The organism is Shewanella vesiculosa, from assembly GCF_009994065.1.
Lineage (GTDB): Bacteria > Pseudomonadota > Gammaproteobacteria > Enterobacterales > Shewanellaceae > Shewanella > Shewanella vesiculosa.
Window position 1 is genome coordinate 170528 of sequence record NZ_JAACSD010000005.1, and the last position, 26453, is coordinate 196980.

The following is a 26453-nucleotide window of genomic DNA, read 5'->3' on the forward strand; positions in this document are numbered from 1 at the left end:
GTATCATATGCGCTGGCGACGTGTTACCCCCTAATCTCAGTAGACAATTTAGTTATACAACCTACTGTTAAATATGATGTAAATATCATTTTTGTTGATTATTAGTGTTTTTTGTTAAAAATTAAATGACAGCGTTGTCATTTCTGGTGTAACATGGCGTTAACTTATTAACAGGCTTGATGACTATCAAAAATAGTAGCGTTAAACAGAATACCAAGAGGACAGTCATGGGTAACAAACAGCCTAACGAACAGCAACTTTATATCGGTATTGATGGCGGTGGCAGTAAATGTCGTGCCACGATTTACTCCGATGACGGTCAACAACTTGGCACCGCAGTGGCTGGTCGTGCCAATCCACTACATGGTTTAGAGCAAACGTTTCAATCAATGATTGAGTCATCACAGTTGGCTTTAGTCGATGCCGGTTTTGCACCTGACACTTGCCATCAGTTAGTCGCTGGTATTGGTTTAGCAGGAGTTAATGTTGGCCAGTTTTATCAGCAAATTATTCAGTGGCAACATCCATTTAAAGCCATGTATCTTACGACTGACTTGCATACAGCCTGTATTGGTGCTCATCACGGTGAAGATGGTGCGGTTATTATTACTGGTACTGGTTCATGTGGTTATGCGCATGTTGGTCAGCAAAGTATTATTTTAGGCGGGCACGGATTTGCATTAGGTGACAAAGGCAGTGGTGCATGGCTTGGTTTAAAAGCGGTTGAGCACGTGTTACTTGCTCTGGACGGTTTTGCATGTTCAAGCAAGCTGACCGAGAGCTTACTGAATTATTTTAACGCTAAAAATGCCATCGATATTGTTGAACAGCTCGCCGGTCAATCATCTAGCGCTTATGCAAAGCTAGCTCGTATCGTATTGATGTGCGCACAGGATGGTGATGCTGTTGCAATCGCTATTGTACAAGATGGAGCAAATTACATAAGCGAGCTTGCTCGAAAACTATTTGTTCTTAACCCAAGTCGTTTTTCTATTATTGGTGGATTAGCAGAACCACTAACACCTTGGTTAGACAATGAGATAGCAAGCAAGATTTCACCCTCTATTTCGCCACCAGAATATGGGGCGTATTTGTTCGGCAAAAAGCAATTTTTAACTCAACCAATAGCTAATGTAAATCATCAGTAGAGTGTTTGTTGACGTTAATTGGCGTTAATTGACGTCAACTCAATACCTACAAGGTTACTGGTTAATTCAACATTATTTTATCAAGGTTTATTATGACAATTCTTACAGTTATGGAACAAGAAGCTCGTACCGCACCTCAGAAAATTGCCGAGCAATTGATTGCCAACCAGACTATTACTGACACATTGGGTCAGACCTTACGTGAACTTAAGCCTAAATTTGTCATGATTGTAGGTCGTGGTTCTTCTGATCATGCAGGTGTATTTGCTAAATACTTATTTGAAATCGAAGCGGGTGTTCCTACGTTTGCTGCTGCTCCTTCTGTTGCCAGCGTATACGGTAAATCATTACAACTTGAGGGAGCATTAGTCATCGTGATTTCACAGTCTGGCCGAAGCCCTGACATTCTTGCACAAGCAAGAATGGCTAAAGCGGCGGGCGGATTTTGTGTGGCATTGGTCAATGATGAGTCAGCGCCTATTAAAGACATTGTTGATGTTGTTGTGCCATTACGTGCAGGTGAAGAAAAAGCCGTTGCTGCAACAAAAAGCTACCTAGCCACTCTATCCGCTATTTTACAAATTGCCGCTAAGTGGACTCAAAGTGAATCATTAGCGCAAGCGGTAAACACGTTACCCCAAGCTTTACAAACCGCAGTTGATGCTGAACCGCAACTCACTGCTGAATCATTGGACGGCGTTAAAAACTTAGTGGTTCTTGGTCGCGGCTTAGGTTATGCAGTTTCAAAAGAAATTGCATTAAAAATGAAAGAGGTCTGTTCAATACACGCTGAAGCATTTAGTAGCGCAGAATTTTTACATGGCCCAGTGACATTAGTTGAAAAGAAATTAGCGATTGTTGATGTATGTATTAACGATGAGTCGTATGCCAGCCATGTAGAACAAATTGCTAATTTTAGGCAGCGAGGTGCTGATTTAGTGCATCTAAATCAAACGTCTGCAGATATTCATCCACGAGTTGCGCCTTTAGCATTACTGCAGCGTTTTTACATTGATGTTGCCGCAGTCGCAATTGCCCGTGGCATTAATCCTGATCAACCCGCGGGCTTAAAGAAGGTCACTCAAACACTATAGTTGCTTCATTAAAATTGATATAGAGCAGAGAGTATTATGAAACAAATCCTGATTGTTGAGCGATTATTTGATGGTGAGTCATTTCATAAAAATATGGCCGTAACCATAGATGCAGGCAAGATCACTGCTGTCATACGTGCTGAAGATGTAATTGATGTCGAACACCATACCGTAACAAAATTAGCGGGTACGCTCACACCAGGGTTTATCGATGTGCAAGTGAACGGTGGTGGCGGGGCGTTATTTAATGCTGAGCCTAGTACCGAGTGTATTGAAATTATTGGCCGTGCTCATGCACGATTTGGGACCACAGGTTTCTTACCCACATTAATTACTGATGATGTAAGTATCATGACAAAAGCAGCCGATACGGTTGCGGTGGCTATTGCAAATCAACAAGCTGGTGTTTTAGGTATTCATTTTGAAGGTCCACATTTAAGTGTGCCTAAAAAAGGTGTGCATCCACAGCGCTATATTCGGCAAATTAGTGAAAGAGAACTGAGTATTTTTAGTCGTCAAGACTTAGGCATTAAAGTGGTCACGCTGGCGCCTGAAAATGTGTCAACCCAGGTTATTAAGGCACTGGTGTCAGCAGGCGTCAAAGTCTGTTTAGGTCACTCAAATGCAGACTATGACACAGTGAATGCAGCATTAGAGGCTGGAGCTACAGGATTTACCCACTTATATAATGCGATGTCTGCTTTAGGTTCACGCGAACCTGGCATGGTCGGTGCTGCGCTGGAAAGTCAAGATGCATGGTGTGGCTTAATTGTCGATGGACATCATGTTCATCCTGCGGCAGCAAAAATAGCCATAAATGCTAAGCCTAAAGGTAAAGTCATGCTGGTAACCGACGCTATGCCGCCTGTTGGTATGAGTGATGATGCCAGTTTCAAATTATTTGGTACTCAGGTTACTCGTCAGGGGGACAGGCTTAATGCAGCCACGGGAGAATTAGCCGGTTGTGTTTTAGATATGGTTGGGGCGGTGAATAATAGCGTGGCTATGCTTGGATTATGTCATGAAGAAGCTTTACTAATGGCATCGTTATATCCAGCAACATTTCTCGGTTTAGAGCAACAACTAGGTTTAATTAAACCAGGTTATAGAGCAGATCTAGTGTTATTAAACCCAGCCAATAAAGTCAGTCGCACCTATATTGCTGGCAACGTCGTTTTTGCGCAGTAAAGCTTACTGTCTAATTGTGTAAATATGAAAGAGACTATGATGTCAGTTAATCGCAAAATTGAGTCTAATACTCAACGTGATAAGCCCAGCAAACCCAGACTTATGTCACTTGATGCATTACGTGGCTTTGACATGTTTTGGATTATCGGTGGCGAAGGCATTTTTGCCGCGTTATTTGCTTTAACGGGGTGGGCGGGATGGCGTGTTGTAGAAGCTCAGACCCAACATAGTCAATGGCACGGCTTTACCTTTTATGACTTAATTTTCCCTTTGTTTATTTTCTTATCGGGTGTGGCGCTCGGTCTATCACCTAAGCGTATCGACTTATTGGCTTTTCGTGAGCGAATTCCGCTATACCGTTATGCATTAACACGTTTACTGTTACTGATTGCATTGGGAGTGTTATATAACCATGGATGGGGGACAGGGATCCCTGTTGACCCTGAACAGATTCGATTTTCAAGTGTGCTAGCGCGTATTGGTTTTGCATGGTTTTTTGCGGCAATGGTGGTGTGGCACACCTCGCTGCGAGTTCAAATATTAATCACCATATCGATGTTCATTTTTTATATTTTATTACAGTGTTTTGTTGGTTTTCCTGGCGGCCAAGCAGGAGTATTTACTGCAGATGGAAGTCTTAATACTTATATAGACAATATATTACGACCGGGTATGGCTTATCAGCATCGCGCACTTGATCCTGAAGGCGTGCTATCGACATTCCCCGCTGTCATTAACGCATTATGTGGTGTGTTTGTGGGCCAATATATTGTTAAGCCACACCCCAAAGGCGATTGGGCCAAAGTGAGCATTATGATGCTCTGTGCGCTACTTCTGTGGTCCGGCGGGTGGTTACTCGACTTTATTATTCCTGTAAATAAAGATCTGTGGAGCAGTAGCTTTGTACTCGTGACATTAGGGTGGAGCTTACTATTTTTTAGCGTATTTTATGCCATTATCGATGTATTAAAATGGCAAGATTGGTCTTATGTATTTGTTATTATTGGTGTTAACTCCATTATTGTTTATTTAGGAACAAGTATCCTTGATTGGTCTTATATCACTCAAAGCTTGTTAGGTGGAGTGATACGTTCAGCACCAGCTTCCAGTCAGTTAATGATCAGTGTCATAGGTTTAGTCACAGTGCAATGGCTCGTACTGTGGTGGATGTACCGTCGAAAAATATTCATAAGAGTATAAGGTTAACTCAGCTATTAAAGTGAGTTGTTAGTTATGGATGACAAGGCTGTCTTAGTGGTGAGTGTGTATTAATATTCCTCAATTAATATTGATATTTCTAAACCACTAAGTCCTCCCTATAAATATAATAATGAGCAGGTTTATGGAAATGACAACAACAAAAACATCGGCAGAAAATAGTGTTGTACCAATGACAATTGTGGCAATTTTATTTTTTATTCTTGGCTTTGCTACCTGGTTAAATGGCTCCTTAATGCCTTACTTAAAGCAAATATTACAGCTAAGCCCTTTTCAAGCTTCGTTAATCCTCTTTTCATTTTATATTGCGGTAACGTTTACCGCATTACCCTCAGCCTGGGTTATTCGTAAAGTGGGTTATAAAAATGGTATGGCATTAGGCATGGGAATAATGATGTTGGCTGGTTTATTATTTATCCCAGCAGCCCAAACCCAAGTGTTTATATTATTTCTAGTGGCTCAGCTTGTCATGGGGACAGGGCAAACACTATTACAAACAGCGGTTAATCCTTACGTGGTTCGCTTAGGTCCTGAAGAGTCAGCCGCAGCACGTGTAAGCGTAATGGGTATTTTGAATAAAGGCGCCGGCGTGATTGCACCTATGGTATTCACAGCACTTATTTTAGATAGTTTTAAAGAGCGAGTCGGTACTGAATTAACCTCTATTCAAATTGATGAAATGGCCAATAGCTTAATTTATCCTTATCTTGGCATGGCTATCTTTATTGGTGTTCTTGCTTTTGCAGTGAAAAAATCACCTCTGCCTGAATTGGAACAAGATCAAGCAGAAATCGATTCAGAAAAAGGCCAGATCAAACAAGCTTTGTCTCATCCAAGTTTGGCATTAGGTGTTATTGCTTTATTTGTTTATGTGGCTGTTGAGGTTATTGCTGGCGACACGATTGGAACATTTGCATTGACGCTAGGTGTTGAGAATTACGGGGTAATGACATCCTATACCATGCTGTGCATGGTGCTAGGTTATACCTTGGGCATTATTTGTATTCCCCGTTTTATTTCCCAACCTAATGCATTAATGCTCAGTGCTATTTTAGGACTGATATTAACTGCCGGTATCGTGTTTGGTGATAGCCAGTCTTATGTCATAGCTAACGCTTTATTAGTTCCTTTTGGTGGTGCCCAACTTCCCGATACATTATTGATGATTGCATTTTTAGGCTTAGCCAATGCCATAGTATGGCCTGCTGTGTGGCCATTGGCGCTTTCAGGTATGGGTAAACTGACCAGCACAGGTTCTGCATTGTTAATCATGGGGATTGCCGGTGGCGCTTTTGGACCACTATTTTGGGGACTAACCAGTTCAGCGACATCCTTAGGTATGCAGGGTGGGTATATGGTGATGTTTCCATGCTACTTATTCATTCTATTTTATGCCGTTAAAGGTCATAAGATGAGACGTTGGAAATAGCGTTTACCGTTTAAAGCGATTTTATCAACCGAAAAAGGGAGCCTAGGCTCTCTTTTTGCTTATAGTATGTCTCTGAAACGCTGCCGGGGATGCGGGTTAATCTAAGCTGTTATATCTTTGATTGTTTATTTGAGGTTAAGTTAATCTGATAAGGCAAACTCTTAATCATTTATCCAGTAATATTGATATAGCTGAATTCGTTGTGCTTTATGGGCGAATACCGGGCTTAATGTGAGCTTGTATTATTTAGTAGGTGGGGATAATTAGATACAAAAAAGCCACTCATTGAGTGGCTTTTTTGTTTTTTATGGTGCCGGCACCAAGAGTCGAACTCGGGACCTACTGATTACAAGTCAGTTGCTCTACCAACTGAGCTATGCCGGCTAATTGTGGTGCCCGAACCCGGAATCGAACCAGGGACACGAGGATTTTCAATCCTCTGCTCTACCAACTGAGCTATTCGGGCAACTAACTAAGTGTTAGTTATCTACTGCAAACTAGGTATTAACTTGGTAATCAATGCCTGTCTCGTCTGGAGTGCGCACATAGTATAGTGATGGATTTTATCGTGCAAGTGGTTTTTTAAATGTTTTCACTCGTTCGGCTAGTTAATGTGCAAAATGATGCTTTTTTATCGATTTTAACCCCAGAAAGTGGTTTATCAGCATTAATCACCAAGAATAAAGTCATAGATACTTGCTGACGATTACATAAAAAGTAATCAGAAAATTGAATTTGTCGTTTCTTGATCTGCATTAGACCGATTTTTAACTAAATAGTTAGAGTTTTGGCTTTAACGGCCAGCTCGAGTCGTTGATAGTTCACTTCTTTACATGTAAAGAAGTGAACTTTTTATAGCGCATTTTATCTTAATTTAGGTTCACTGAAATGCGAGGACATTTACTCAACGGGAGAGAAGTGATTCAGATAGGTCTGAATTATGCCTGCTAATCTAACAACATTAATTGTCCAGCTATGTATAGCCGTTTAATTCAAGGCTGTGTTTATGGCATGTCGTTATGCTACATCAGTAAGCGATAACGCAATTTGCACTCACCACAAACGCTGCCCGAAGCTCTTTTAATCTTATAAATTTTTTACCAGATATTAGCGCAGCTAGAGACAGAGTCTTTAACACTTGTGTCGCTTTGTTTCATAAAAATTAAACCGGTTAGTTTGAAGAATGTTAACGACGGACGAACAACCGGGCTTGATGATATTTGATCAGTAGTGACTACAATTGATATATGTTTAATTAGAGCTTGCTTAATTATGCGGTCATTCTCTATCTTAAAATCTATTAATTCTATTTTATAGAACGATTTTGGCTATTTTTACTGATTTTCTTTCCCAAAATTAACGTTAAAATGTTGTGACTTGTTTAGAGGAAAGTAAGACATGTTAAAAAACACTCCGACTGGCTATGGTTTAGTGACCATTATGATTCATTGGTTGTCCGCCATCGCTGTTATTGGTCTATTTAGCGTCGGCTATTGGATGGTAGATCTTACCTACTATAGTAGTTGGTACCAAACGGCACCACATTTTCATAAAAGTGTCGGTCTGCTTTTACTTGGATTAACACTATTGAGGTTTGTTTGGCGGACCATATCACATGCTCCTAGTCCATTATCGAACCATCAGCCATGGGAAAAACGTGCGGCTAAGTGGGCGCATACTGCTCTTTATACGTTAATGTTACTCATTATGTGTTCAGGAATTATGATTTCGACAGCTGATGGTCGAGATATTTGGATTTTTGATTGGTTTGCCGTGCCATTTCCTGACGCTTTTATTGATGATCAAGCCGATACCGCTGGAGTGATACATCAATACCTTGCTTATAGCTTAATGGGGTTGGTTGTGTTGCATGCCGCAGGTGCGATTAAGCATCATGTTATTGATAAAGACAACACGCTTAAAAGAATGTTGCTGCCAAGTCGTATCAGCAAATAATCGAATGGTTTAACCGTCGAACCGATTAACCGTTATGTTCGATGTATATCACTACCTATTTATCTACTTGTTATTAACTTAAAGGAATAAAAGTCATGAAAAAACACCTTATAGCAGCACTCATGGGTGCAACGTTTATGTTACCTGTTGCTGTTAACGCTGCCGACTATGTTATCGACACTCAAGGTGCACATGCATCAATTCAATTTAGTGTAAGCCATTTGGGTTATAGCTTTGTGGTGGGACGCTTTAATGAGTTCTCTGGTGACTTCAGTTTCGATGCAGCCAAAGTAGCAGACGGCAAAGTGAATGTTAAAATTAATACTAACAGTGTTGATTCTAATCATGCTGAACGTGACAAGCATTTGCGCAGCGCGGACTTTTTAAATACCAGCAAATTCCCTGAAGCCTCTTTCACATCAACATCGATTGTCGATAAAGGTAATAACCAGTTTGTTATTAATGGTGACTTTACCTTAAATGGTGTAACCAAACCGTTAACCATTGATGCTGTTGCTATTGGTGAAGGTAAAGATCCATGGGGTGGTTACCGTGCAGGTTTTACTGGCACAACCAGTTTTGCGATGAAAGATTTCGGTGTCAAAATGGATTTAGGTCCAGCTTCCGCTAATGTTGAATTAGCCTTGGTAGTAGAAGGCGTTAAACAATAATCTGTCGGATTAGTGATGAATAAAACAAAGCCGCTAAGTTAAGCGGCTTTGTTGTTTAATACTGTTATCGATTATATTGCTAGGTTATTCATCTTCCGCTGGTGGAACATAACCTTCGATTTCAACGTCTTTACCTTCAAATAAAAAGTGAGTCATTTGCTCTTCAAGAAACTTGCGGTCATCAACATTCATCATATTGAGTTTTTTCTCGTTAATGAGCATGGTTTGCTTCTTTTGCCATAAGCCCCAAGCTTCTTTACTGATATTGTCAAAAATGCGCTTACCCAATTCGCCTGGGTAAAGCTGAAAATCTAAGCCATCAGCTGATTTGTTGAGATGTTGACAGTGAACTGTGCGAGCCATGATGATTCCTTACTAACTTTATTAATTACTGTAAACACTAATGTGTCGCGAAAAGTACGGCTAAATTAGCCAAAATGCGTTCTGTGGCTGCTGCCAAGCCGACTTTCGCAGGTTGCTCTATGTTATACCAGAGAGCCGAGGTTTGTTCCATGATGCCAGTAGCTTGAGCAACAGATAGTTCAACTAATACGGGTTGAATATCAAGATGGAAATGACTAAAGGTATGCCTAAACCCTGCAAGCCCTTGTTCAGATTGTGTCAAATTATGCAGGGTTAAATAATCATTTAATTCTGCTTGATGCTCAAATTGTGGAAAACACCATAACCCTCCCCATATACCTGCTGGTGGGCGCTGGATTAACTGAACTTTGATAGAATCTTCGCTGTTATCAACTAAAACCACCATAAAGGCTGATTTTTCGGGCGTCACTTTTTTAGGCTTTTTACCTGGATATAGGCTTTGATGGCCACTTTGTTGCGCTACACAATCAATTGCCACAGGACAGGCTGCGCAATTAGGTTTGCTGCGAGTACAAACACTTGAACCAATATCCATCATCGCTTGGTTAAACTTTTCAACATTTTTGGCAGGTGTTAACGCATCCGTTAATTGCCATAATTGCTGCTCAACGTTTTTTTGTCCTGGCCAACCTGCAATAGCACCATGTCTGGCCAATACTCGTTTAACATTTCCATCTAAAATAGGGTGGTGTTGACCAAGTGATAATGACAGTATCGCCCCAGCGGTAGATTTACCTATTCCAGATAAAGCCACAACATCTTCAAACTGAGTGGGAAACTTGCCATCAAAGGCATCACGTATATGCTGTGCCGCTTTATGTAGATTACGGGCTCTGGCGTAATAACCTAAGCCGGTCCACAAATGCAGCACTTCATCTTGATGCGCATTAGCAAGATCGACAACGCTTGGGAAGCGCGCCATAAATTTTTCATAATAGGGAATCACCGTCGCAACTTGAGTTTGCTGGAGCATGATCTCCGACACCCAAACACGGTAAGGCGTTTTATTGAGCTGCCAAGGCAGTGATTTGCGACCATGCAGGTCGTACCAAGCGATAATACGCTCAGAAAATGGGCTTAGATTTTTCATGGGAGCAGTGTAGCCATAGGCATTTTATTACACAAGTAGCCGCGCTATTTAAAAACATAAATTAGCATAAACATGTGCGATCAGTTTAGGTATAATGCGCAACTGACTTTATAAATGATCTATTACAGATAGCAATTGCGTAACGTGCTAGTTAAGAGTGGCTTAATGGCATATAGCCACTAGCTGATTTTATCACTAGTTACACAGCACAACAGAATACGCAGACAACGAGGCAAAAATGAGCGACGTTACCACAGCTGAATTTAACGAAGAAGGTAAGTATATTCGTAAAATCAGAAGTTTTGTTTTACGCGAGGGCCGTTTAACTAAAGGTCAATCTCAAGCAATTGAAGCATATTGGCCAACAATGGGGCTTGATTACACTCCACAAGCGTTGGAGTTAACTCAAGTGTTCGGTCGTGATGCTGATACCGTTTTAGAAATCGGTTTTGGTATGGGCGCATCATTAGTGCAAATGGCAAAAGCTGCCCCAGAGCAAAACTTTATTGGCATAGAAGTTCATAAGCCAGGTATTGGTACGTGTCTTGCTGATGCTGGTGCTGCTGAAGTCACTAACTTACGTGTATATCATCACGATGCAATGGAAGTGTTAGAGCACTGCATTGTTGATGGTTCACTTGAACGCGTTCAATTGTTTTTCCCAGATCCTTGGCATAAAAAGCGCCATCATAAGCGCCGTATTGTACAAGCTGAGTTTGTACAGCTTATCCGCCGTAAGCTTAAGATTGGTGGCGTGTTTCACATGGCAACCGATTGGGAAAATTACAGCGAGCATATGTTAGAGATAATGAATGCAGCAGAAGGTTATAAAAATCAATCAACAACTGGTACAGTTGTCGAACGTCCAGACCATCGTCCGCTAACAAAGTTTGAAGCAAGGGGCCACAGACTTGGTCACGGCGTATGGGATATCATGTTTGAGCGTATCGCTTAATCACAACTACACTTTCAGCAATCGGAGAATACACCATGGCGCAAAATCGTAGTCGTCGTTTACGTAAAAAATTACGAGTTGATGAGTTTCAAGAGCTAGGTTTTGAAATTAACTGGACCTTTGATGAGTCAGTTTCTGAGCAAGATATTGATAACTTAGTCGATCAGTTTCTTATTGAAGTTATTGAACCTCGTCAATTAGGTTTCCACGGTGGTGGACACAAGCAATGGGAAGGTATTATTGCTACCCAAGCTATTGGTAAATGTACTGATGAAGATACTGCAGCAGTCAAAACATTCTGGAAAGATAAGCCTGTTTCTAACCTTGAAGTCAGTGATTTATATGATATTTGGTGGGGTTAAGCTAAATTGCCAGAGCAATTATTACTTCAGCAAGCTGTCGATAAAGTAAAATCGCTTTTGGGTAAAGGCAAGGTGGCAGGATATATTCCTGCTCTTGCCTGTGTTGACCCTAATAAAATAGGTATTGCAGTCACCACCATTGATGGTCAAACAATTGGTGCCGGTGATTACCTCGAACCTTTTTCAATTCAAAGTATTTCTAAAGTTTTTAGCTTAACTCTGGCACTGAATTTATATACCGAAGATGAAATCTGGAGTCGGGTAGGCAAAGAACCCTCAGGACACTCGTTCAATTCCCTCGTGCAGGTTGAATTAGAGCGCGGTAAACCTCGCAACCCTTTTATTAATGCTGGTGCACTGGTAATTGCCGACTTGCTGCAAGCGCGTCTTGGGGCACCTAAGCATCGTATGTTGGAAGTGGTCCGCCAATTAAGCCAAAACCCAATACTCACTTACGATAAAGTCGTCGCGGACTCTGAGTTCCAGTTCAGCGCCCGCAATGCATCTATTGCTTATTTGATGAAGTCATTTGGTAATTTTGACGGCGACGTTAATACCGTGCTTAAAAGTTATTTTCATTATTGTGCATTAAGAATGAATTGCGCTGATTTGTCTCGGGCTATGTTCTATTTAGCTAATCGTGGTAAAACGCTCGATGGCGACAGTTTAGTATCGCCTGTGCAAACTCGGCAACTCAATGCATTACTGGCAACATCGGGACTATACGATGGTGCAGGTGAGTTTGCTTACCGCGTGGGTATGCCGGGTAAAAGTGGTGTGGGCGGCGGGATTATTGCGGTTATCCCTGGTGACATGTCAATTTGTGTCTGGTCACCTGAGCTTGATGTTAATGGCAACTCACTTGCCGGTACTGCGATGCTTGAGCACCTCAGTCAGCAACTCGGTCGATCTATTTTTTAGTTTGGTGCAGATAAATTAATTATTATTGAGATTCGTAAAATAGACTACTTTTTGGTTTATTTTACGAATACACTTCCGCTATTGTTTCTCTACTCGCCCATCTTTTTTGTTTCTAAGCTTTTAATTCAATATAAATCATAATCTTATATTTGTTGGCATAACTTATGCTTTATACCTTTCATATTCGACCTAATTATTGATATTCGTATACCAAAAGGATTTTTATCATGACTAAGCAAAAGTTGATTTGTGGTTTAGCGTTAACGAGTGTGTTATTCACCGCTGGGGCGTTAACACCTGCAATGGCAAAAATGTCATTGAATGATGAGAAGTGTAACGTAACTCTAAACTACGACGTAACGGTTGAGCCGACTACGCTACAAATTAGCGATAATGGAATCGAAAAGTATCGTGTTGAGTTAGGTCAGCTTTATGTTGAGGGTAAGAAAGTGACTCTTAATGATAAACAACAAAAATTACTCACCCAGTACTCTGAAGAACTTTCTCGCCAAGTGCCAGATGTGATAGACCTTGTTGGAGATGTTGTTTCTGTGGCTACTCAAGCGGTTAATATGGCGTTAACACCTATTTTTGGTGATGCAGCTAATGTTCATATCGATAAATTAATGGTCGGTATTCAAAAGCGTGTTGATACCATGGCATATCAACAAGGCGATAAATTTTATTTAGGCTCAACAGAAGCATCAATTGAGCAAGCTTTTAACAAAGAGTTTGAGCAAGAAATGGAACAAATGGTTACCAGTTCAATGGGATCATTAATGATGACACTTGGTAGCCAAATAATGTCTTCAGAAGGTGGGTCATTTGAAGAGAAAATGAATGCTTTTTCACAAAAGATGGACAACGTCGGTGCCGACATCGAAAAGCAACTTGAGTCGCAATCGCAAGGTCTTGAAGATCGTGCCGATAAAGTATGTGATAACTTTGCCACTTTATTAGTGCTTGAAAATCAAACCCGTCAGGCTATTCCTGAATTAGCTCCTTACACCTTAGCTAAGTTAGGTGAAGCAGCAAAGTAACCTATATCGATTTACTGTCAATATGTCTCCCCGACACCTGACCTTCCCCTGTGCTCTTATTAAGACACAGGGGCTTTTTTTTGCGCCTATTTTAACGATTATGCCGCTATAGCTGGTGTTGCTTTGTTCTGATAAAGAGATTGTCAATTATAAATATAGAACCATATAGGCTTTTTTTGCTATACTGGTGCCAATTATAACAAAGTTACACTCTACTTTAGATGTGGTTATATTTTAGAATCTTCAATTGTTGATGTTGATTGACAGTATTCATGTGTTTTGGTGCTTATTTAGCAGTAAAAAAACATAACAAGTGAATATTGATTTTGATGCTTGGCAAGGTTTAGTTACTAGAACAGATATCTGAAATTATTATTAATGTCGTAACCAGCTTAAGGCGACTTTCATGTTAGAACTGTTAGAACCTATCGCAATTTTTACTCACGTTGCACGAGCAGGAAGTTTTAGTGCTGCAGCCAGACGTCTTGGCATTTCTAAATCTAAAGTGAGCACTCAAGTTGCAGATCTTGAACATAAACTTGGTGTCCAGTTGATCCAGCGTACAACACGTAGTTTAAGTCTTACTGAAGCCGGTAATTTATTGTATCTTCAGGGTGAAGAATTACTTCGCGATGCAGAGCAGGCCGTATCGAGTGTGCACAACTTGAATGATGCAACTCGTGGAGTATTGAAGGTCGGGATCTCGCAATCATTTGGTACTATGCATATTATCCCCGCTTTACCAGAGTTTATGGCAAGACATCCTGATCTTGAGCTGCAAGTCAGTTTACTTGATCATAAAGTTGATGTTGTCAGCGAAGGCTTAGATTTATTGTTAACCATGTCTGAGCAATTGCCGCTAGGTATGGTGGCAAGACCGCTAATGAAGTGTCAATTTTTGTTAGTCGCATCACCGGGGTATATTGCCCAACATGGTAACATTAGCCGCCCTGAGCAATTAGTCGAACACAATTGTTTGGTGTACCAAGGCGAGTGGCATGAACACAGCATGTGGCAATTTAGAAAAGGTGAAGATTATTGCGAAATTGGCGTGTCAGGCAATTTCCGTGTTGATAATGCTCCAGCATTAAAATCGGCAGCGGTGAGTGGTTTAGGCATTGTGTATTTAGCCAGTTATTTGATGGAAGATGAGATTGCTCAAGGGACTTTAGTACCTTTATTACCCGATTGGCAGTTGACACATAACCTTCCATTACAAGCTGTATATCCTCGTCGTAAACACTTGGCTCCTAAAGTCAGTGCATTTATTGATTTTATTAAAACGCATATTAGCAGCCCGCCATATTGGGACGCTAAGTTCGATCACCTGTATAAACTGCGTAAATAACATCAACGCCGGATAATAAGGGCTTATCAAATAGCCATTTTTCCGCGAGCAGGATGATATCTACTCACAATAGGCGTATTGATTTTTCAATAAGCCTATTGTGAAAAAGATATGACAAGTTTGATGCTGCAAACTTAAAACAAATCGCCTTATTCATATTTACTCCCTCTCTTATTTAGCGTTAATGTTAAGCAAAGTGGAAACATTGTTTTATTTTTAAAACAAAGCTTTGCTTGTAGGTTATGTTCTATTTTTATCCTTTTTATATCAAATATTTAAGCTATGTCTTTATTAGTTGATCCGTAACCTGCTAATCAAGGGGTTAGTGATTTACGCTGCTTTAGTGGTTGAAGTCTGTTCTGATATCAATACAATGGTTGTGTGTTGATTCGAAATGATTTGAAGCATGCGTTTGGTTGAGAAATGACCCCTTTTCAATTAAGCGTACAAATCTGCAAGGTAGCAAATTTTGGATCAGAGTTGGCAATGCTTTTCGAACTAAAACAATGCCGGCCTTAAAACCATCATCCTAGTTTATTTGGTTTACCCCAGACTTTGTTCTGGGGTTATTTTTTTGTGGTAATGGTGACATGAAAACGGCAACCTTAGGTTGCCGTTTTACGTTGGTGCAGATGACCCATTGTCAGTTACAGTGAGTTCACTTGTTTAATCCATTTGTTGACTTGCTCTTCAAGTATGTCTAATGGCAATGGACCATTTTTCAAAATTAAAGTGTGGAACTCGCGAATATCAAACTTTGAGCCTAACTCTTTTTTGGCTTGTTCACGCAGCTGTAATATTTTTATCATACCGACTTTATATGCGGTAGCTTGTGATGGCATCACAATATGGCGCTCGACCATTTTAATCGCATCGGATTCAGCATTTGGCGTATTTTCAACATAATAGGCAATGCCTTGTTCACGAGTCCACTTTTTAGCGTGGATCCCTGTATCAACCACTAAACGGCATGCCCGCCATAACTCCATCGATAAACGACCAAAGTCAGAGTATGGGTCAGCATATAAGCCCATTTCCTTAGGGAAATATTCTGAATAAAGTCCCCAACCTTCAATATAAGCAGTATAACCACCAAACTTACGGAATTTTGGAATGCCTTGCAGTTCTTGTGCTATAGCAATTTGCATATGATGACCAGGGATCCCTTCATGATAAGCCAGCGCTTCCATTTGGTACTTTGGCATCGCATCCATTTTGTATAAGTTAGCGTAATAAGTCCCTGGGCGAGAGCCATCTGGTGCAGGTTGATCGTAAAATGCTTTACCTGCGGATTTTTCTCTAAATGCCTCAACTTTTTTAACAACTAAATCGGCTTTAGGTTGAATGGTAAACACTTCATCTAGTCGAATCTTCATATTATCTATGATTGACTTAGCTTGAGCTAGATACTCTGCTTTACCGGCATCAGAATCAGGATAATAAAACTGTTTGTCATCACGCATGAATGCAAAAAATTCTTTTAAGCTACCCGCAAATTGAACCTTTTTCATAATGACACGCATTTCGTCATGAATACGCTTAACTTCAGTTAGACCGAGATCATGAATGGTATCTGCACTCATGTTAGTGGTGGTAGTGCGGGCGAGGGCGTTATTATAAAACGCTTCTCCATTAGGTAGCTTCCATACTCCGTCTTTAGTATCGGCACGTGCTTCGAGCGTCTTGGTATAAGTGATTAACTTTTCATAAGCCGGTTTGACGTTAGTGAGCAGGGCTTGTTTTACTTCATTTAATAAGAGGTCTTTTTTATCATCAGTGATATCGAGTTTATTGATTTTGCGTTTAGCGTCAGCCCATAACGCACTGTCTTTACCTGTATCGCTAAAAGGAGCACCACTAATAATATTTTTGCTGTCGGAAATCACATAAGGGAAAACAAACTTTGGCGCTATGATGTGTTTTTGCGCTCGCGTTTCTAATGATGTTTCTAATTGCGAGAATAGTGTCGGTACCGCGTTTAATCGGCTGATATAGGCTTTAGCATCACTTTCATCTGTTATTTGGTGTTGATTGATAAGAAATGATGCCACCATTGAATGAACACCGTACATTTGGTTCATCGGATAGTTGTAATAACGCCACTGATCGTCGCTTATGGTGTTTTCTAAATCGGCCTTTAATAGTTCATAACTTAGCAGTGCTTGCTGATCCAGTTTTGCTGTATCAAGCTGGGTTAGTCTGTTGAGTTGCTCTTTGTTGCGAGCGATGTCGGCATCGGCAGCAGCATCTGATAGGTCATTCCATTTGCCGTAATCTTGTTTGATACCAAGGTAAGTTTGATTAATCGGATTTGCCATGACGTTTTCCATAAAAATGGCTTCAAACAATGCATTGGCTTTTTCAGATTCACTATGTTGTGTGGCTACAGCTGTACTTTCTTGTGGGCTAGACAGCGGCGCATTTTGTAATTGTGCAAGGGCCGATGTACTTAATAAGCTTGATAAAGCAACAGCAACCAGAGTTGTTTTTGTTTTTATAGACATGGATATCTTCCCAAAGTACCTAAATGTAGGAGCACATCCTAATAAAGCTTTGCCTAAAAGTGTGAATAGAAATGTTAGAGGATGTGTATTTGCGGTCGAAGATTTATACATTAATTGATAAGGATTAACTCGCAGTTAACTGTTTATTAAAGTAAACCGCGAGTTATATTGTGCAGTTAAATAAATTGAGACAGTAAATCATTTACAAACATATGCCCTTTAGGCGTCAGCTGCCAGTGTGTTGTGGTCTCGGTTAGTAAGCCTCGTTCAATGGATTTTTGCATGCCTTGCTGTACCACTTCTGCCGCTTGCCCGGTGCGCTGTTCAAACTCAGATTTAGGAATTGGGATCATCAATCTAAGGCGATTCATTAAATACTCTAATGGGCGGTCCTCTTCGACGACATCTGTGGTTTCAAAGGTATATTTATCCGCAGCAAGATAACCTTTTGGATGCTTTATTTTAACGGTACGCACAATCTGATTTGATTCGGGCAGGGTGATTTTGCCGTGAGCTCCACAGCCAATACCAAGGTAGTCGCCAAATTGCCAATAGTTAAGGTTATGACGGCATTGGTAACCAGGCTTTGCATAGGCCGATATTTCGTACTGCTCATAACCTAATGCCGCCAAGCGCTGTTGGCCTTGTTCATAAATTTGCCACAGGTTCTCATCGTCCGGTAATTGAGGCGGCTTTGAATGAAATAAGGTATTAGGTTCAATGGTAAGTTGATACCACGAAAGATGTGGTGGAGCTAATGCCGTGGCGGTATCGATATCATGCATGGCTTCATCAAAGCTTTGATTCGGTAAACCATGCATTAAGTCGAGATTAAAACTCAAATAATCTGCTTGCTTAGCTTTTTGTGCCGCTACTTTAGCTTCATCTTCATTATGGATCCGACCAAGCAAGTTAAGTTTTTCTTTAGAGAAGCTTTGCACCCCAATGGAAAGCCGCGTTACACCCGCTGCGCGATAAGCACTAAAGTCATCATGCTCTAATGTGCCAGGATTAGCTTCCATAGTGATTTCAATGTCATCTTCAAAAGGGATTAATGCTTGTGCACCATCAAGTATGCGTTGAATTTGGCTAGCATCAAATAACGATGGTGTGCCACCACCGATAAAAATAGTATGGATTTTTCGACCTTGAACATAAGCCAAGTCTTGTGTTAAGTCGTTTAATAACGCATCAACATATTGCTGCTGTGGCAACTCACCATTTTGACCATGGGAGTTAAAATCACAATAAGGGCACTTTTGTACGCACCAAGGTATATGAATATATAAACTCAGTGGCGGTAATTGCAATGTCATTTATGATTGCTCATCCATTGTTATTGTATTGCTCGACGAACTGTTCGATGTGTTAGTCGATAAGATTATGCCTTGGGCTTGCATGGCGCTCACTAACAGTTTCAGTGCTTTACCTCGATGACTGTGAGCATTTTTCTGATCGCCAGTGAGTTCAGCTGCAGAGCAGTCAAAGCCTTGAGGAATAAAAACGGGGTCATATCCATGGCCTTGTTCACCTTGCGGGGCATGGTTAATGGTGCCTTCCCATGATGCTTGGCAAATAATGGGGGTCGGATCTTTTGCATGGCGCATGTATACCAGCACACATTGAAACCGAGCGCTGCGAAGCGTTTCACCCTGGAGTGCATCAAGTAATTTAAGGTAATTGCTGGTTTCAGTTGCCCCTTCACCCGAATAACGCGCGGAATATATGCCTGGTTGACCTTGTAGTGCATCAACTTCAATGCCTGAATCATCTGCAATAGCGGCTTTTCCGGTAATTTCAGCCGCATGACGCGCTTTAATAATGGCGTTCTCAACAAACGTTGTGCCTGTTTCAGCCACCTCAGAAACATTAAATTGGTTCTGCGGTAGTACTTCAATGTTAAATGCCGCAAGCATTTGATCAAATTCGGCAAGTTTGCCTTTGTTGCCACTGGCAAGAACAATTTGTTGTTTGATTGGAGTCTGCATAGGTTTGCTTTTGAAATGAAGAAAAATTTGTCGTTATTATACGCTAACAAAGCCGCGATGCGCTACGGCGCTAGGAACTCTCGGGCTCGCCAGAGTGCGGACTGCGTCCTGCTAGGTTGTAACTCGGTCACAGCTAAGGACAAGCTTCGCTGCTAAGATTGAGTTGCTGGGCGACTAGGCTGTTGATGTTATAACCTCTAGCCGCCAAGCGTCCTAGCAGCGCAGCGCTCTAGGCTTTTTATCGCTTGCTATCGAGATTTTAGGCCTTAATCGACATAAAACTTTTGTTTAAACTTCAATGAGGTGTTTAGTTGTTTGCCGTACTTAATGGTAATCGTAAAATTAACTTCTTGGTCGTCACGATAAGGCACTTCTGCTATGTAATAGATTGAGTTTCCTTCACGGATTTCTTTAAAATCAAGCGTTATGCGTGCATCAAGTAGGTTATTGGCGATACCCGATATTTCAACTGGCACTGCAGGGTGTCCATCTTGGCTGGTATTGAGAACGGTAATATTAACTAGACCATTATAACTACTGCGTTCAATACCATAGGTTTTGGCTATTTCTGGTGTAATAAAGGTGCTATTGAGCGCCATGTAGTGAATATCGAAATTACCGACTTGCTGTTTTTGTTCTGCCTGAGCTGTACTCGTCATTGCCATCAATGACAATAATAATATCGGTAAAAGTGAGCGAGATAAACGCAATGATTGAAACATGATCTTGTCCTTAGCGAGCTGAGCAATAGGGTTATTATAGATGAGTGAGCTTTAAAAGTGCGGCTATTTCTGCTGGAATAACTTGCGGCTGGCATATTTGAATTTGCTTATGACGACTATGTTCACCTTTGAGGATATGCACCTGACTTTTTGCCACTCTACAGGCTTTTGCAAGATACTTAGATAAATGAGCATTGGCTTTACCGTCAATTGGAGGTGCAGTTATGGCTATTTTTAATTCGTTACCGTGTAAGCCGATAATTTGATCGCGGCTTGCTTTGGGTTGTAGATAAACAAAAAGCAGCAAGTCACCTTGCTGCTCATCGTTGGAATAGCTTATAGCCGTCATTATTTAGTGATGTCCAACAACTAAATAATCGCCCAAAAAGGAATGTACTGTGCACACAACATATTAATGAAGTTCATGGCAATAAATACTACCAATACAGATAAATCTAAGCCGCCAATTGCAGGCAGTACTTTGCGCACTGGGGCTAAAATTGGTTCTGTTAACTGAGTCATTACCATCACAATTGGGTTGTAACCTTGATTAAACCAACTCAACACCGCTCGAACAAGTAGCATCCAAAAAAGTAATACGCCGGCTTGTTTTACCACAGAAATCACTGAGAACAATACCAAGGTAAGAATGTCTACCGCAGCGCCTGCCATGAAAGTAAGTACTAACATTTTTACCATTACGACGATAAAGGCCAGTAACATCGATGAAGTATCAATACGTCCAATCGAAGGTAATAGTCGGCGCATTGGGGCGATAATCGGTTGTGTCGCCTTAACCACAAATTGGCTAAATGGATTGTAAAAATCCGCTCTTGCAAGTTGTAGCCAAAAACGAAGAATGACGATCATTAGGTATAAGTCAAACAGGGTGTTGACTAAAAAACTCATTGCATTCATGGATATTGCCTTACGTTTATGTAATTTAGTGCTTATGTTTATGCTATCTAGTATTTAACACATACTAGGATCAATGCTTCAATTAACTGAGCTTATGTTTAGCAATATAGTACTAAGCTGCAAATATAATCACTCACCGCTCAGATCCGCGCGATTAAAGCTTAGTTTTACCTAAGCTATTTTACACCAAAGAGGTTAACTTTAAGTTAAATATTAGTTCATCTCATCGCGTTAAAATGTTTTAGCCATTTCTTGGGCGCGGGCAACACAGTTTGTCATTGCTTTATCGACTAATTCCACTAAACCGCCTTGCTGAAAAGTTTCAACGGCTCTGGCTGTAGTGCCGCCTTTTGACATCACATTTTGACGTAATTCTGTCACCGATAATTGCTGGTTTTGAATCACCATCTGCGCGGCGCCTAAGGCAGCTTGTTCTGCCAATAATCTTGCTTTGTCTTCTGCCATGCCCATGTTGACTCCAGAAGCGATCATTGACTCAATAAACAAGAAGAAATACGCAGGAGAACTGCCCGCGAGCGCGATAACTTGATCTAATTCAGCTTCATTATCAACCCAGGTCACTTTGCCGCCACTTTGCATCAAGGTTTCGCAAATCGCTTTATGCTCGGCAGAAATACTGTCATCGGCATAAATACCCGTCATACCGTAACCAATTTGTGTCGGAGTATTGGGCATGGTGCGGATAAGTTTTATTGGCTGTTTAAAATAAACAGCATAACGCGATGCAGGAATACCAGCTGCGATAGTAATGATTAACTTATTGGTTAAATCCAGTGAGCTGAGGTCTTCGCAAACGGTGGCCATTAACTGCGGCTTTACGCTGAGTACAATGACATCAGCAGCTTGTGCTGTTGCATTATTATCATGAGAAACATGAATCGAAAAATCTTGCTGCAAAGCATCCAATTTACCTTTACTTGGATTGGTTGCATGAATAAGGTCACTAGGATAGCCATGTTTAACTAAGCCACTAATAATGCTACGAGTCATATTGCCCGCACCGATAAAACATACTTTTGCTTGAGTCATTGAGTCTGTATCCAATAAATGAGTGAATTTATGTCCAGTTCGTGTGTATGTTACCTAATTCAGTCCTAGGACGCCACGCTTCTGGGTTCTAGGGCTAGGCCGCTGCACGGATAGATCACTTCGCTTCTAGGGCGGACTACGTCCAGCTAGGCGCTACGCTGCTAGGTTCTAAGGGCGCTTTGCTCTAGGCTATCAGCTTTATCTCTCGCCAAAGATCGCACTACCGATACGCACCATGGTCGAACCATTCGCGATGGCGATGTCCATGTCATTGCTCATGCCCATAGAAAGGGTATCAACGCTAGGATACTGTTGCTTGAGCTGATCAAATAGCTGCTTTAACTGCGCAAATTCTTGTTGTTGGATCTGCTCGTCATTAGTGGCGGTAGGAATCGCCATTAATCCACGTAATGTCAGCTTAGATAAAGAGTTGATAGTAAGCGCTAACGTGGCAACGTCTTCAGCATTGACGCCCGATTTAGACTCTTCTTGGCTAATATTAACTTGAATACACACGTTTAATGGCGGTTTGTTACTCGGGCGTTGTTCATGTAAACGCTGGGCAATTTTATCGCGACTTAAGGTGTGCATCCAATCAAAATGCTCGGCAACAATTTTGCTTTTGTTTGATTGCAATGGGCCGATGAAATGCCATTCGATATCTGGGTAATCTGCCTGTAAGGCGGTAATTTTAGTTTCGCCTTCTTGAACATAATTTTCACCAAATAGACGCTGTCCAGCTTGATAAGCGGCAATGATGTCACTGATAGGTTTAGTTTTACTCACCGCCAGCAGGCTTATTTCAGCTGATGATCGTGAACAATTTTGCGCCGCTTGATTAATTCTACTCTGGGCGATTGATATTCTGTCTGCTATTGTTGTCATAATGTTGGTTAAATGGATGTCTCTACAATGGAAATCACTGAATTACTCGCCTTTAGTGTAAAACACAAAGCATCAGATCTACATCTTTCAGCAGGCGTATCTCCTATGATCCGCGTTGACGGTGAGGTAAGGAAAATCAATTTACCTGCGTTAGATCATCAAGGCGTCCATAGTCTTGTCTATGACATCATGAATGATAAACAACGTAAAGACTATGAAGAACATCTAGAAATCGATTTTTCATTTGAAGTGCCTAATTTAGCGCGTTTTCGTGTTAACGCATTTAATCAGTCCCGTGGCGCTGGCGCAGTATTTCGTACCATTCCCTCTGAAATTTTATCCCTTGAGCAACTTGGCGCCCCAGAAATATTTAAAAAAATTGCCAGTTACCCACGTGGATTAGTATTAGTTACAGGGCCTACTGGTTCGGGTAAATCAACGACACTTGCTGCGATGGTCGATTACGTTAATGAAAATCGCCATGACCATATCTTAACCATCGAAGACCCAATAGAATTCGTCCATCAAAATAAGCAATGCTTAATCAACCAGCGTGAAGTTCATAAACATACCCATAGCTTTAATGCCGCATTAAGAAGTGCATTACGTGAAGATCCCGATGTGATTCTTGTGGGTGAGATGCGCGACCTTGAAACGATCCGCTTAGCTATGACAGCAGCAGAAACTGGTCACTTAGTGTTTGGTACTTTGCATACCACCTCAGCCGCCAAAACCATTGACCGTGTGGTCGACGTGTTTCCGGAAGGTGAAAAAAGTATGGTGCGCACCATGTTGTCTGAATCGCTTCAGGCGGTTATTTCGCAAACATTAATCAAGAAGATTGGCGGTGGCCGAGTTGCTGCTCACGAAATTATGATGGGTACTCCAGCAATTCGAAACCTCATTCGTGAAGACAAAGTGGCGCAAATGTACTCCGCTATTCAAACGGGTATGTCTCATGGCATGCAAACCCTTGATCAATGTCTGCAAAACTTGGTCAATAGAGGCTTAATTACCCGTGAAGATGCAATGCAGAAGAGCTCGAATAAACAAGCTAATTTCTAAGGAGCTGGGATCATGGATGTTCGTCCATTTTTAAATTTGATGGTGGAAAAAAAAGCGTCTGATTTATTCATCACTGCCGGTTTTCCACCCAGCGCCAAAATTGATGGTGAGTTACGTCAGTTATCCGAAGATAAATTAACCCCAGAGCAGTCGCTGGTGTTTGTTGAATCTTTAATGAGTGATGTACAAAAGAAAGAGTTTCACGATACTAGCGAGTGTAACTTTGCTTTTGCGGCAAAAGATTTAGGCCGTTTTCGTGTCAGTGCCTTTTGGCAACGCGAATCAGCCGGTTGCGTTATGCGCCGTATCGAAACCCAAATTCCTGAAGTTGACGACTTAAAACTGCCGGCGATTTTAAAAGATTTGGTGATGAGTAAGCGTGGTCTTATCATCATGGTAGGTGGCACCGGTACTGGTAAATCGACATCGTTAGCTGCATTGGTGGGGTACCGCAATGCACATGCTCGCGGACATATTCTGACCATTGAAGATCCTGTTGAGTTTGTCCATAACCACCGTAAAAGCATTATTACGCAACGTGAAGTGGGCATTGATACCGAATCATTCGATGCCGCGCTTAAAAGCTCATTGCGCCAAGCACCTGATGTGATTTTAATTGGTGAAATTCGTACTCAAGAAACCATGGAGTTTGCATTGTCATTTGCTGAAACTGGCCACTTATGTATGGCAACTTTGCATGCCAACAATGCTAACCAAGCACTTGATCGTATTATGCATTTAGTACCAGAAAGTAAGCACAACCAACTACTATTTGATTTGTCATTAAATTTACGCGGTATTGTCGCGCAGCAGCTTATCCCTAAATCAGATGGAACCGGGCGTCGTGCAGCCATTGAAGTGTTAATCAATACTCCTCGAGTGGCCAGCTTGATCGCCAAAAACGAGTTACATTTACTTAAAGAAACTATGGGTAAGTCACGCGAACAAGGCATGCAAACATTCGACCAAGCCTTGCTCGATTTGTATGTAGAAGGCGAAATCAGTTATGCCGACGCATTACATCATGCCGATTCACCTAATGATTTACGCTTAATGATTAAATTACAAAATAATGAAGCCGCGTCGTCAGGGACAATGGAAGGCATTACTCTAGACATGGATTAGTGATTATCTTAGTCAGTCAATAAGCTGATAATTCATCAAGCTGTTTATTATTAAAGGCCGTAAGTCACATCTTACGGCCTTTTTTGTTACCATGGTCACCATTATTGTTATCATTACTGTGGTTATCATGACTATTGTTGTGAAAGTTGCGATAACAAAAATACATTAAAAATCTTTTTTCAGTAACCTTATTCGTATTTTTACGTTGTCTGTTACACATTTTTTCACGTTATATAAAATTGTTTTTCAAGGATGTTTCATGCAGTTATGGCAAAAAGTCACCGTCTTATCTTCGCTAATCTTGTTTCCATTCGCGGCCTCAGCAGTACCAGTCACAGATGAAGTCGATATCGGCGGTGCAGTGCGCGTGAACTACGGTTGGAAAGATTACGACAATAACTCCAAACTTGAGTTTGAACTGTTCCGTGCAGATGTTAACTACAAGAGTAAAGATGGCTTATTCGCCTCTGCTCAGTATCGTTGGTATGAAAATATGGACGTAGTGCATCATGCCTACATGGGTTATCAATTTGATGAAGCCCAATCAGTGCAAGTGGGTGTAACCCAAGTGCCATTTGGATTATTACCTTATGCCGCCCATTCATTTTGGTTCGGCGCAACCTATTATCTTGGTTTTGAAGATGATTATGATGCTGGTATCCATTACAAAAATGAACAAGATGGTTGGCGTTATGACTTAGCGTATTTTGCTAATGACGAAATTGGCGACGGTTCTAATTATGATCGTTACTCATTTGATGCGGCCACAACAGCCGATTCACCATATGAAGAGGCTGGACAAATCAACGCCCGAGTTGAACGAGAATTTACCTCTGGTGAAGTGACTCATAAGTTAGGTGGTTCATTACAATACAGCCAATTAGATTTTATGGCTGATGCCGCTACCGTAGTAGGTGAAGACACCAATGGTCTTGCCGCTGCAGCGCATTGGCAACTTGACTGGAAACAATGGCAATTACAATTACAGTATATTCATTATGACTATGATATCGACAACAGTGAACGTATTGCGCTGAGTGCATTTCAATATCCATTTGAAATTGCTGCTGAAGCCGATGTCGCTACCGTTAACATTGCTAAATCGATTGACGTTGATTGGGGTCCAATCTCTAATGTAAATTTTTACAACGATTACAGTCAGGTAATGGCATCGGGTCAAGGGCTTGATGATTCTATCCAGAATGTGACTGGTGTTGCCATCACTGCAGGTAAATTTTATTCTTATGTAGATTGGATTGCCGGTAAAAATATGTGGTTTGTTGATGGTCCAGGCGTTGGTATCAATAATGGTGATACATCATGGCATTCTCGTTTAAACATCAATATTGGTTTCTATTTCTAAAAGGTTTTGATCTCAATAAAAAAGTATCG

25 protein-coding genes and 2 tRNA genes are annotated in these 26453 nt (G+C 41.1%); 15 read left to right on the forward strand and 12 right to left on the reverse strand.

Annotated features, from left to right (window positions below; genetic code table 11):
• The first annotated feature begins 227 nt into the window (after window positions 1-227).
• From nagK to nagP, 5 genes are all read left to right on the forward strand, one after another.
• On the forward strand, window positions 228-1148 hold the full coding sequence (gene nagK / locus GW828_RS05455) for an N-acetylglucosamine kinase (protein ID WP_124017165.1): 921 nt from the start codon (window positions 228-230) through the stop codon (window positions 1146-1148).
• A gap of 92 nt (window positions 1149-1240) precedes the next feature.
• Complete coding sequence (gene nagB-II / locus GW828_RS05460; RefSeq protein ID WP_273057708.1) at window positions 1241-2242, forward strand: glucosamine-6-phosphate deaminase NagB-II; 1002 nt, start codon at window positions 1241-1243, stop codon at window positions 2240-2242.
• Between the two features lie 36 nt (window positions 2243-2278).
• The gene (gene nagA, locus GW828_RS05465; RefSeq protein ID WP_273057709.1) at window positions 2279-3430 is read left to right on the forward strand and encodes an N-acetylglucosamine-6-phosphate deacetylase; all 1152 of its coding nucleotides are present in this window, start codon (window positions 2279-2281) and stop codon (window positions 3428-3430) included.
• A gap of 39 nt (window positions 3431-3469) precedes the next feature.
• Entirely contained in the window at window positions 3470-4630 is a 1161-nt protein-coding gene (gene nagX, locus GW828_RS05470; protein ID WP_273057710.1) for a transmembrane glucosamine N-acetyltransferase NagX, read from the forward strand.
• A 142-nt stretch (window positions 4631-4772) separates the two neighbouring features.
• On the forward strand, window positions 4773-6077 hold the full coding sequence (gene nagP / locus GW828_RS05475; RefSeq protein WP_371697520.1) for an N-acetylglucosamine MFS transporter NagP: 1305 nt from the start codon (window positions 4773-4775) through the stop codon (window positions 6075-6077).
• A 308-nt stretch (window positions 6078-6385) separates the two neighbouring features.
• On the opposite strand, the gene GW828_RS05480 is transcribed toward nagP, so the two are convergent.
• Both GW828_RS05480 and GW828_RS05485 read right to left on the reverse strand, forming a co-directional pair.
• Window positions 6386-6461 (reverse strand) — tRNA-Thr (locus tag GW828_RS05480).
• A 6-nt stretch (window positions 6462-6467) separates the two neighbouring features.
• A tRNA-Phe gene (locus GW828_RS05485) sits at window positions 6468-6543 on the reverse strand.
• A gap of 932 nt (window positions 6544-7475) precedes the next feature.
• Here GW828_RS05485 and GW828_RS05490 point away from each other — a divergent pair.
• Complete coding sequence (locus GW828_RS05490) at window positions 7476-8033, forward strand: cytochrome b (protein WP_273057711.1); 558 nt, start codon at window positions 7476-7478, stop codon at window positions 8031-8033.
• Between the two features lie 95 nt (window positions 8034-8128).
• Window positions 8129-8704: a YceI family protein gene (locus GW828_RS05495; RefSeq protein WP_124017171.1), complete on the forward strand. Its 576-nt coding sequence runs from the start codon at window positions 8129-8131 to the stop codon at window positions 8702-8704.
• Between the two features lie 84 nt (window positions 8705-8788).
• On the opposite strand, the gene GW828_RS05500 is transcribed toward GW828_RS05495, so the two are convergent.
• Both GW828_RS05500 and mutY read right to left on the reverse strand, forming a co-directional pair.
• Window positions 8789-9067 carry an oxidative damage protection protein gene (locus GW828_RS05500; RefSeq protein WP_101086395.1) on the reverse strand — a complete coding sequence of 93 codons (279 nt, stop codon included), beginning with the start codon at window positions 9065-9067 and terminating at the stop codon, window positions 8789-8791.
• A 37-nt stretch (window positions 9068-9104) separates the two neighbouring features.
• Entirely contained in the window at window positions 9105-10178 is a 1074-nt protein-coding gene (gene mutY / locus GW828_RS05505) for an A/G-specific adenine glycosylase (RefSeq protein ID WP_182698361.1), read from the reverse strand.
• A 238-nt stretch (window positions 10179-10416) separates the two neighbouring features.
• Between mutY and trmB the strand changes: the two genes are divergently transcribed.
• The 5 genes from trmB (at window position 10417) to GW828_RS05530 (ending at window position 14804) form a co-directional block, all read left to right on the forward strand.
• Window positions 10417-11133 (forward strand): tRNA (guanosine(46)-N7)-methyltransferase TrmB, encoded by a 717-nt coding sequence (gene trmB, locus GW828_RS05510; RefSeq protein ID WP_273057712.1) that lies wholly within the window; start codon window positions 10417-10419, stop codon window positions 11131-11133.
• Between the two features lie 35 nt (window positions 11134-11168).
• Entirely contained in the window at window positions 11169-11495 is a 327-nt protein-coding gene (locus GW828_RS05515) for a YggL family protein (RefSeq protein ID WP_182698363.1), read from the forward strand.
• 6 nt (window positions 11496-11501) lie between these two features.
• On the forward strand, window positions 11502-12416 hold the full coding sequence (gene glsB, locus GW828_RS05520; RefSeq protein WP_124017175.1) for a glutaminase B: 915 nt from the start codon (window positions 11502-11504) through the stop codon (window positions 12414-12416).
• Window positions 12417-12643: 227 nt separating this feature from the next.
• A complete protein-coding gene (locus GW828_RS05525) occupies window positions 12644-13456 on the forward strand; it encodes a YggN family protein (RefSeq protein ID WP_124017176.1) in 813 nt (270 codons plus the stop codon).
• A gap of 406 nt (window positions 13457-13862) precedes the next feature.
• Window positions 13863-14804, forward strand: coding sequence for a LysR family transcriptional regulator (locus tag GW828_RS05530; protein ID WP_124017177.1), 942 nt, complete (start codon window positions 13863-13865; stop codon window positions 14802-14804).
• A 647-nt stretch (window positions 14805-15451) separates the two neighbouring features.
• Here the strand turns inward: GW828_RS05530 and GW828_RS05535 are convergent.
• From GW828_RS05535 to GW828_RS05570, 8 genes are all read right to left on the reverse strand, one after another.
• Window positions 15452-17308, reverse strand: a complete 1857-nt coding sequence (locus tag GW828_RS05535; protein WP_273057713.1) for a DUF885 domain-containing protein — start codon at window positions 17306-17308, stop codon at window positions 15452-15454.
• Between the two features lie 176 nt (window positions 17309-17484).
• Window positions 17485-18624 carry a radical SAM family heme chaperone HemW gene (gene hemW, locus GW828_RS05540; protein ID WP_273057714.1) on the reverse strand — a complete coding sequence of 380 codons (1140 nt, stop codon included), beginning with the start codon at window positions 18622-18624 and terminating at the stop codon, window positions 17485-17487.
• Window positions 18625-19296: an RdgB/HAM1 family non-canonical purine NTP pyrophosphatase gene (gene rdgB, locus GW828_RS05545; protein ID WP_124017180.1), complete on the reverse strand. Its 672-nt coding sequence runs from the start codon at window positions 19294-19296 to the stop codon at window positions 18625-18627.
• Window positions 19297-19562: 266 nt separating this feature from the next.
• Entirely contained in the window at window positions 19563-19961 is a 399-nt protein-coding gene (locus GW828_RS05550) for a DUF4426 domain-containing protein (protein ID WP_371697567.1), read from the reverse strand.
• 91 nt (window positions 19962-20052) lie between these two features.
• The gene (gene yggU / locus GW828_RS05555) at window positions 20053-20367 is read right to left on the reverse strand and encodes a DUF167 family protein YggU (RefSeq protein ID WP_273057715.1); all 315 of its coding nucleotides are present in this window, start codon (window positions 20365-20367) and stop codon (window positions 20053-20055) included.
• 20 nt (window positions 20368-20387) lie between these two features.
• Window positions 20388-20936, reverse strand: a complete 549-nt coding sequence (locus tag GW828_RS05560) for a YggT family protein (RefSeq protein WP_124017182.1) — start codon at window positions 20934-20936, stop codon at window positions 20388-20390.
• 231 nt (window positions 20937-21167) lie between these two features.
• Window positions 21168-21986 carry a pyrroline-5-carboxylate reductase gene (proC, locus tag GW828_RS05565; RefSeq protein ID WP_182698369.1) on the reverse strand — a complete coding sequence of 273 codons (819 nt, stop codon included), beginning with the start codon at window positions 21984-21986 and terminating at the stop codon, window positions 21168-21170.
• A 198-nt stretch (window positions 21987-22184) separates the two neighbouring features.
• Window positions 22185-22871, reverse strand: coding sequence for a YggS family pyridoxal phosphate-dependent enzyme (locus GW828_RS05570; protein WP_273057716.1), 687 nt, complete (start codon window positions 22869-22871; stop codon window positions 22185-22187).
• Between the two features lie 27 nt (window positions 22872-22898).
• On the opposite strand from GW828_RS05570, the gene GW828_RS05575 reads away from it, so the two are divergent.
• The 3 genes from GW828_RS05575 (at window position 22899) to GW828_RS05585 (ending at window position 26424) form a co-directional block, all read left to right on the forward strand.
• Window positions 22899-23936, forward strand: coding sequence for a type IV pilus twitching motility protein PilT (locus GW828_RS05575; RefSeq protein WP_011638307.1), 1038 nt, complete (start codon window positions 22899-22901; stop codon window positions 23934-23936).
• Between the two features lie 12 nt (window positions 23937-23948).
• Complete coding sequence (locus tag GW828_RS05580) at window positions 23949-25061, forward strand: PilT/PilU family type 4a pilus ATPase (protein WP_124017185.1); 1113 nt, start codon at window positions 23949-23951, stop codon at window positions 25059-25061.
• Between the two features lie 259 nt (window positions 25062-25320).
• A complete protein-coding gene (locus tag GW828_RS05585) occupies window positions 25321-26424 on the forward strand; it encodes a hypothetical protein (RefSeq protein ID WP_182698371.1) in 1104 nt (367 codons plus the stop codon).
• Window positions 26425-26453: the final 29 nt, after the last annotated feature.

What these genes read in the sequence shown, in the direction of transcription:
- nagK (WP_124017165.1), top strand. Translation starts at nt 228, where the DNA reads ATGGGTAACAAACAGCCTAACGAACAGCAACTTTATATCGGTATTGAT.
- nagB-II (WP_273057708.1), top strand. Translation starts at nt 1,241, where the DNA reads ATGACAATTCTTACAGTTATGGAACAAGAAGCTCGTACCGCACCTCAG.
- nagA (WP_273057709.1), top strand. Translation starts at nt 2,279, where the DNA reads ATGAAACAAATCCTGATTGTTGAGCGATTATTTGATGGTGAGTCATTT.
- nagX (WP_273057710.1), top strand. Translation starts at nt 3,470, where the DNA reads ATGTCAGTTAATCGCAAAATTGAGTCTAATACTCAACGTGATAAGCCC.
- nagP (WP_371697520.1), top strand. Translation starts at nt 4,773, where the DNA reads ATGGAAATGACAACAACAAAAACATCGGCAGAAAATAGTGTTGTACCA.
- GW828_RS05490 (WP_273057711.1), top strand. Translation starts at nt 7,476, where the DNA reads ATGTTAAAAAACACTCCGACTGGCTATGGTTTAGTGACCATTATGATT.
- GW828_RS05495 (WP_124017171.1), top strand. Translation starts at nt 8,129, where the DNA reads ATGAAAAAACACCTTATAGCAGCACTCATGGGTGCAACGTTTATGTTA.
- GW828_RS05500 (WP_101086395.1), bottom strand. Translation starts at nt 9,067, where the DNA reads ATGGCTCGCACAGTTCACTGTCAACATCTCAACAAATCAGCTGATGGC.
- mutY (WP_182698361.1), bottom strand. Translation starts at nt 10,178, where the DNA reads ATGAAAAATCTAAGCCCATTTTCTGAGCGTATTATCGCTTGGTACGAC.
- trmB (WP_273057712.1), top strand. Translation starts at nt 10,417, where the DNA reads ATGAGCGACGTTACCACAGCTGAATTTAACGAAGAAGGTAAGTATATT.
- GW828_RS05515 (WP_182698363.1), top strand. Translation starts at nt 11,169, where the DNA reads ATGGCGCAAAATCGTAGTCGTCGTTTACGTAAAAAATTACGAGTTGAT.
- GW828_RS05525 (WP_124017176.1), top strand. Translation starts at nt 12,644, where the DNA reads ATGACTAAGCAAAAGTTGATTTGTGGTTTAGCGTTAACGAGTGTGTTA.
- GW828_RS05530 (WP_124017177.1), top strand. Translation starts at nt 13,863, where the DNA reads ATGTTAGAACTGTTAGAACCTATCGCAATTTTTACTCACGTTGCACGA.
- GW828_RS05535 (WP_273057713.1), bottom strand. Translation starts at nt 17,308, where the DNA reads ATGTCTATAAAAACAAAAACAACTCTGGTTGCTGTTGCTTTATCAAGC.
- hemW (WP_273057714.1), bottom strand. Translation starts at nt 18,624, where the DNA reads ATGACATTGCAATTACCGCCACTGAGTTTATATATTCATATACCTTGG.
- rdgB (WP_124017180.1), bottom strand. Translation starts at nt 19,296, where the DNA reads ATGCAGACTCCAATCAAACAACAAATTGTTCTTGCCAGTGGCAACAAA.
- GW828_RS05550 (WP_371697567.1), bottom strand. Translation starts at nt 19,961, where the DNA reads ATGGCAATGACGAGTACAGCTCAGGCAGAACAAAAACAGCAAGTCGGT.
- yggU (WP_273057715.1), bottom strand. Translation starts at nt 20,367, where the DNA reads ATGACGGCTATAAGCTATTCCAACGATGAGCAGCAAGGTGACTTGCTG.
- GW828_RS05560 (WP_124017182.1), bottom strand. Translation starts at nt 20,936, where the DNA reads ATGAATGCAATGAGTTTTTTAGTCAACACCCTGTTTGACTTATACCTA.
- proC (WP_182698369.1), bottom strand. Translation starts at nt 21,986, where the DNA reads ATGACTCAAGCAAAAGTATGTTTTATCGGTGCGGGCAATATGACTCGT.
- GW828_RS05570 (WP_273057716.1), bottom strand. Translation starts at nt 22,871, where the DNA reads ATGACAACAATAGCAGACAGAATATCAATCGCCCAGAGTAGAATTAAT.
- GW828_RS05575 (WP_011638307.1), top strand. Translation starts at nt 22,899, where the DNA reads ATGGAAATCACTGAATTACTCGCCTTTAGTGTAAAACACAAAGCATCA.
- GW828_RS05580 (WP_124017185.1), top strand. Translation starts at nt 23,949, where the DNA reads ATGGATGTTCGTCCATTTTTAAATTTGATGGTGGAAAAAAAAGCGTCT.
- GW828_RS05585 (WP_182698371.1), top strand. Translation starts at nt 25,321, where the DNA reads ATGCAGTTATGGCAAAAAGTCACCGTCTTATCTTCGCTAATCTTGTTT.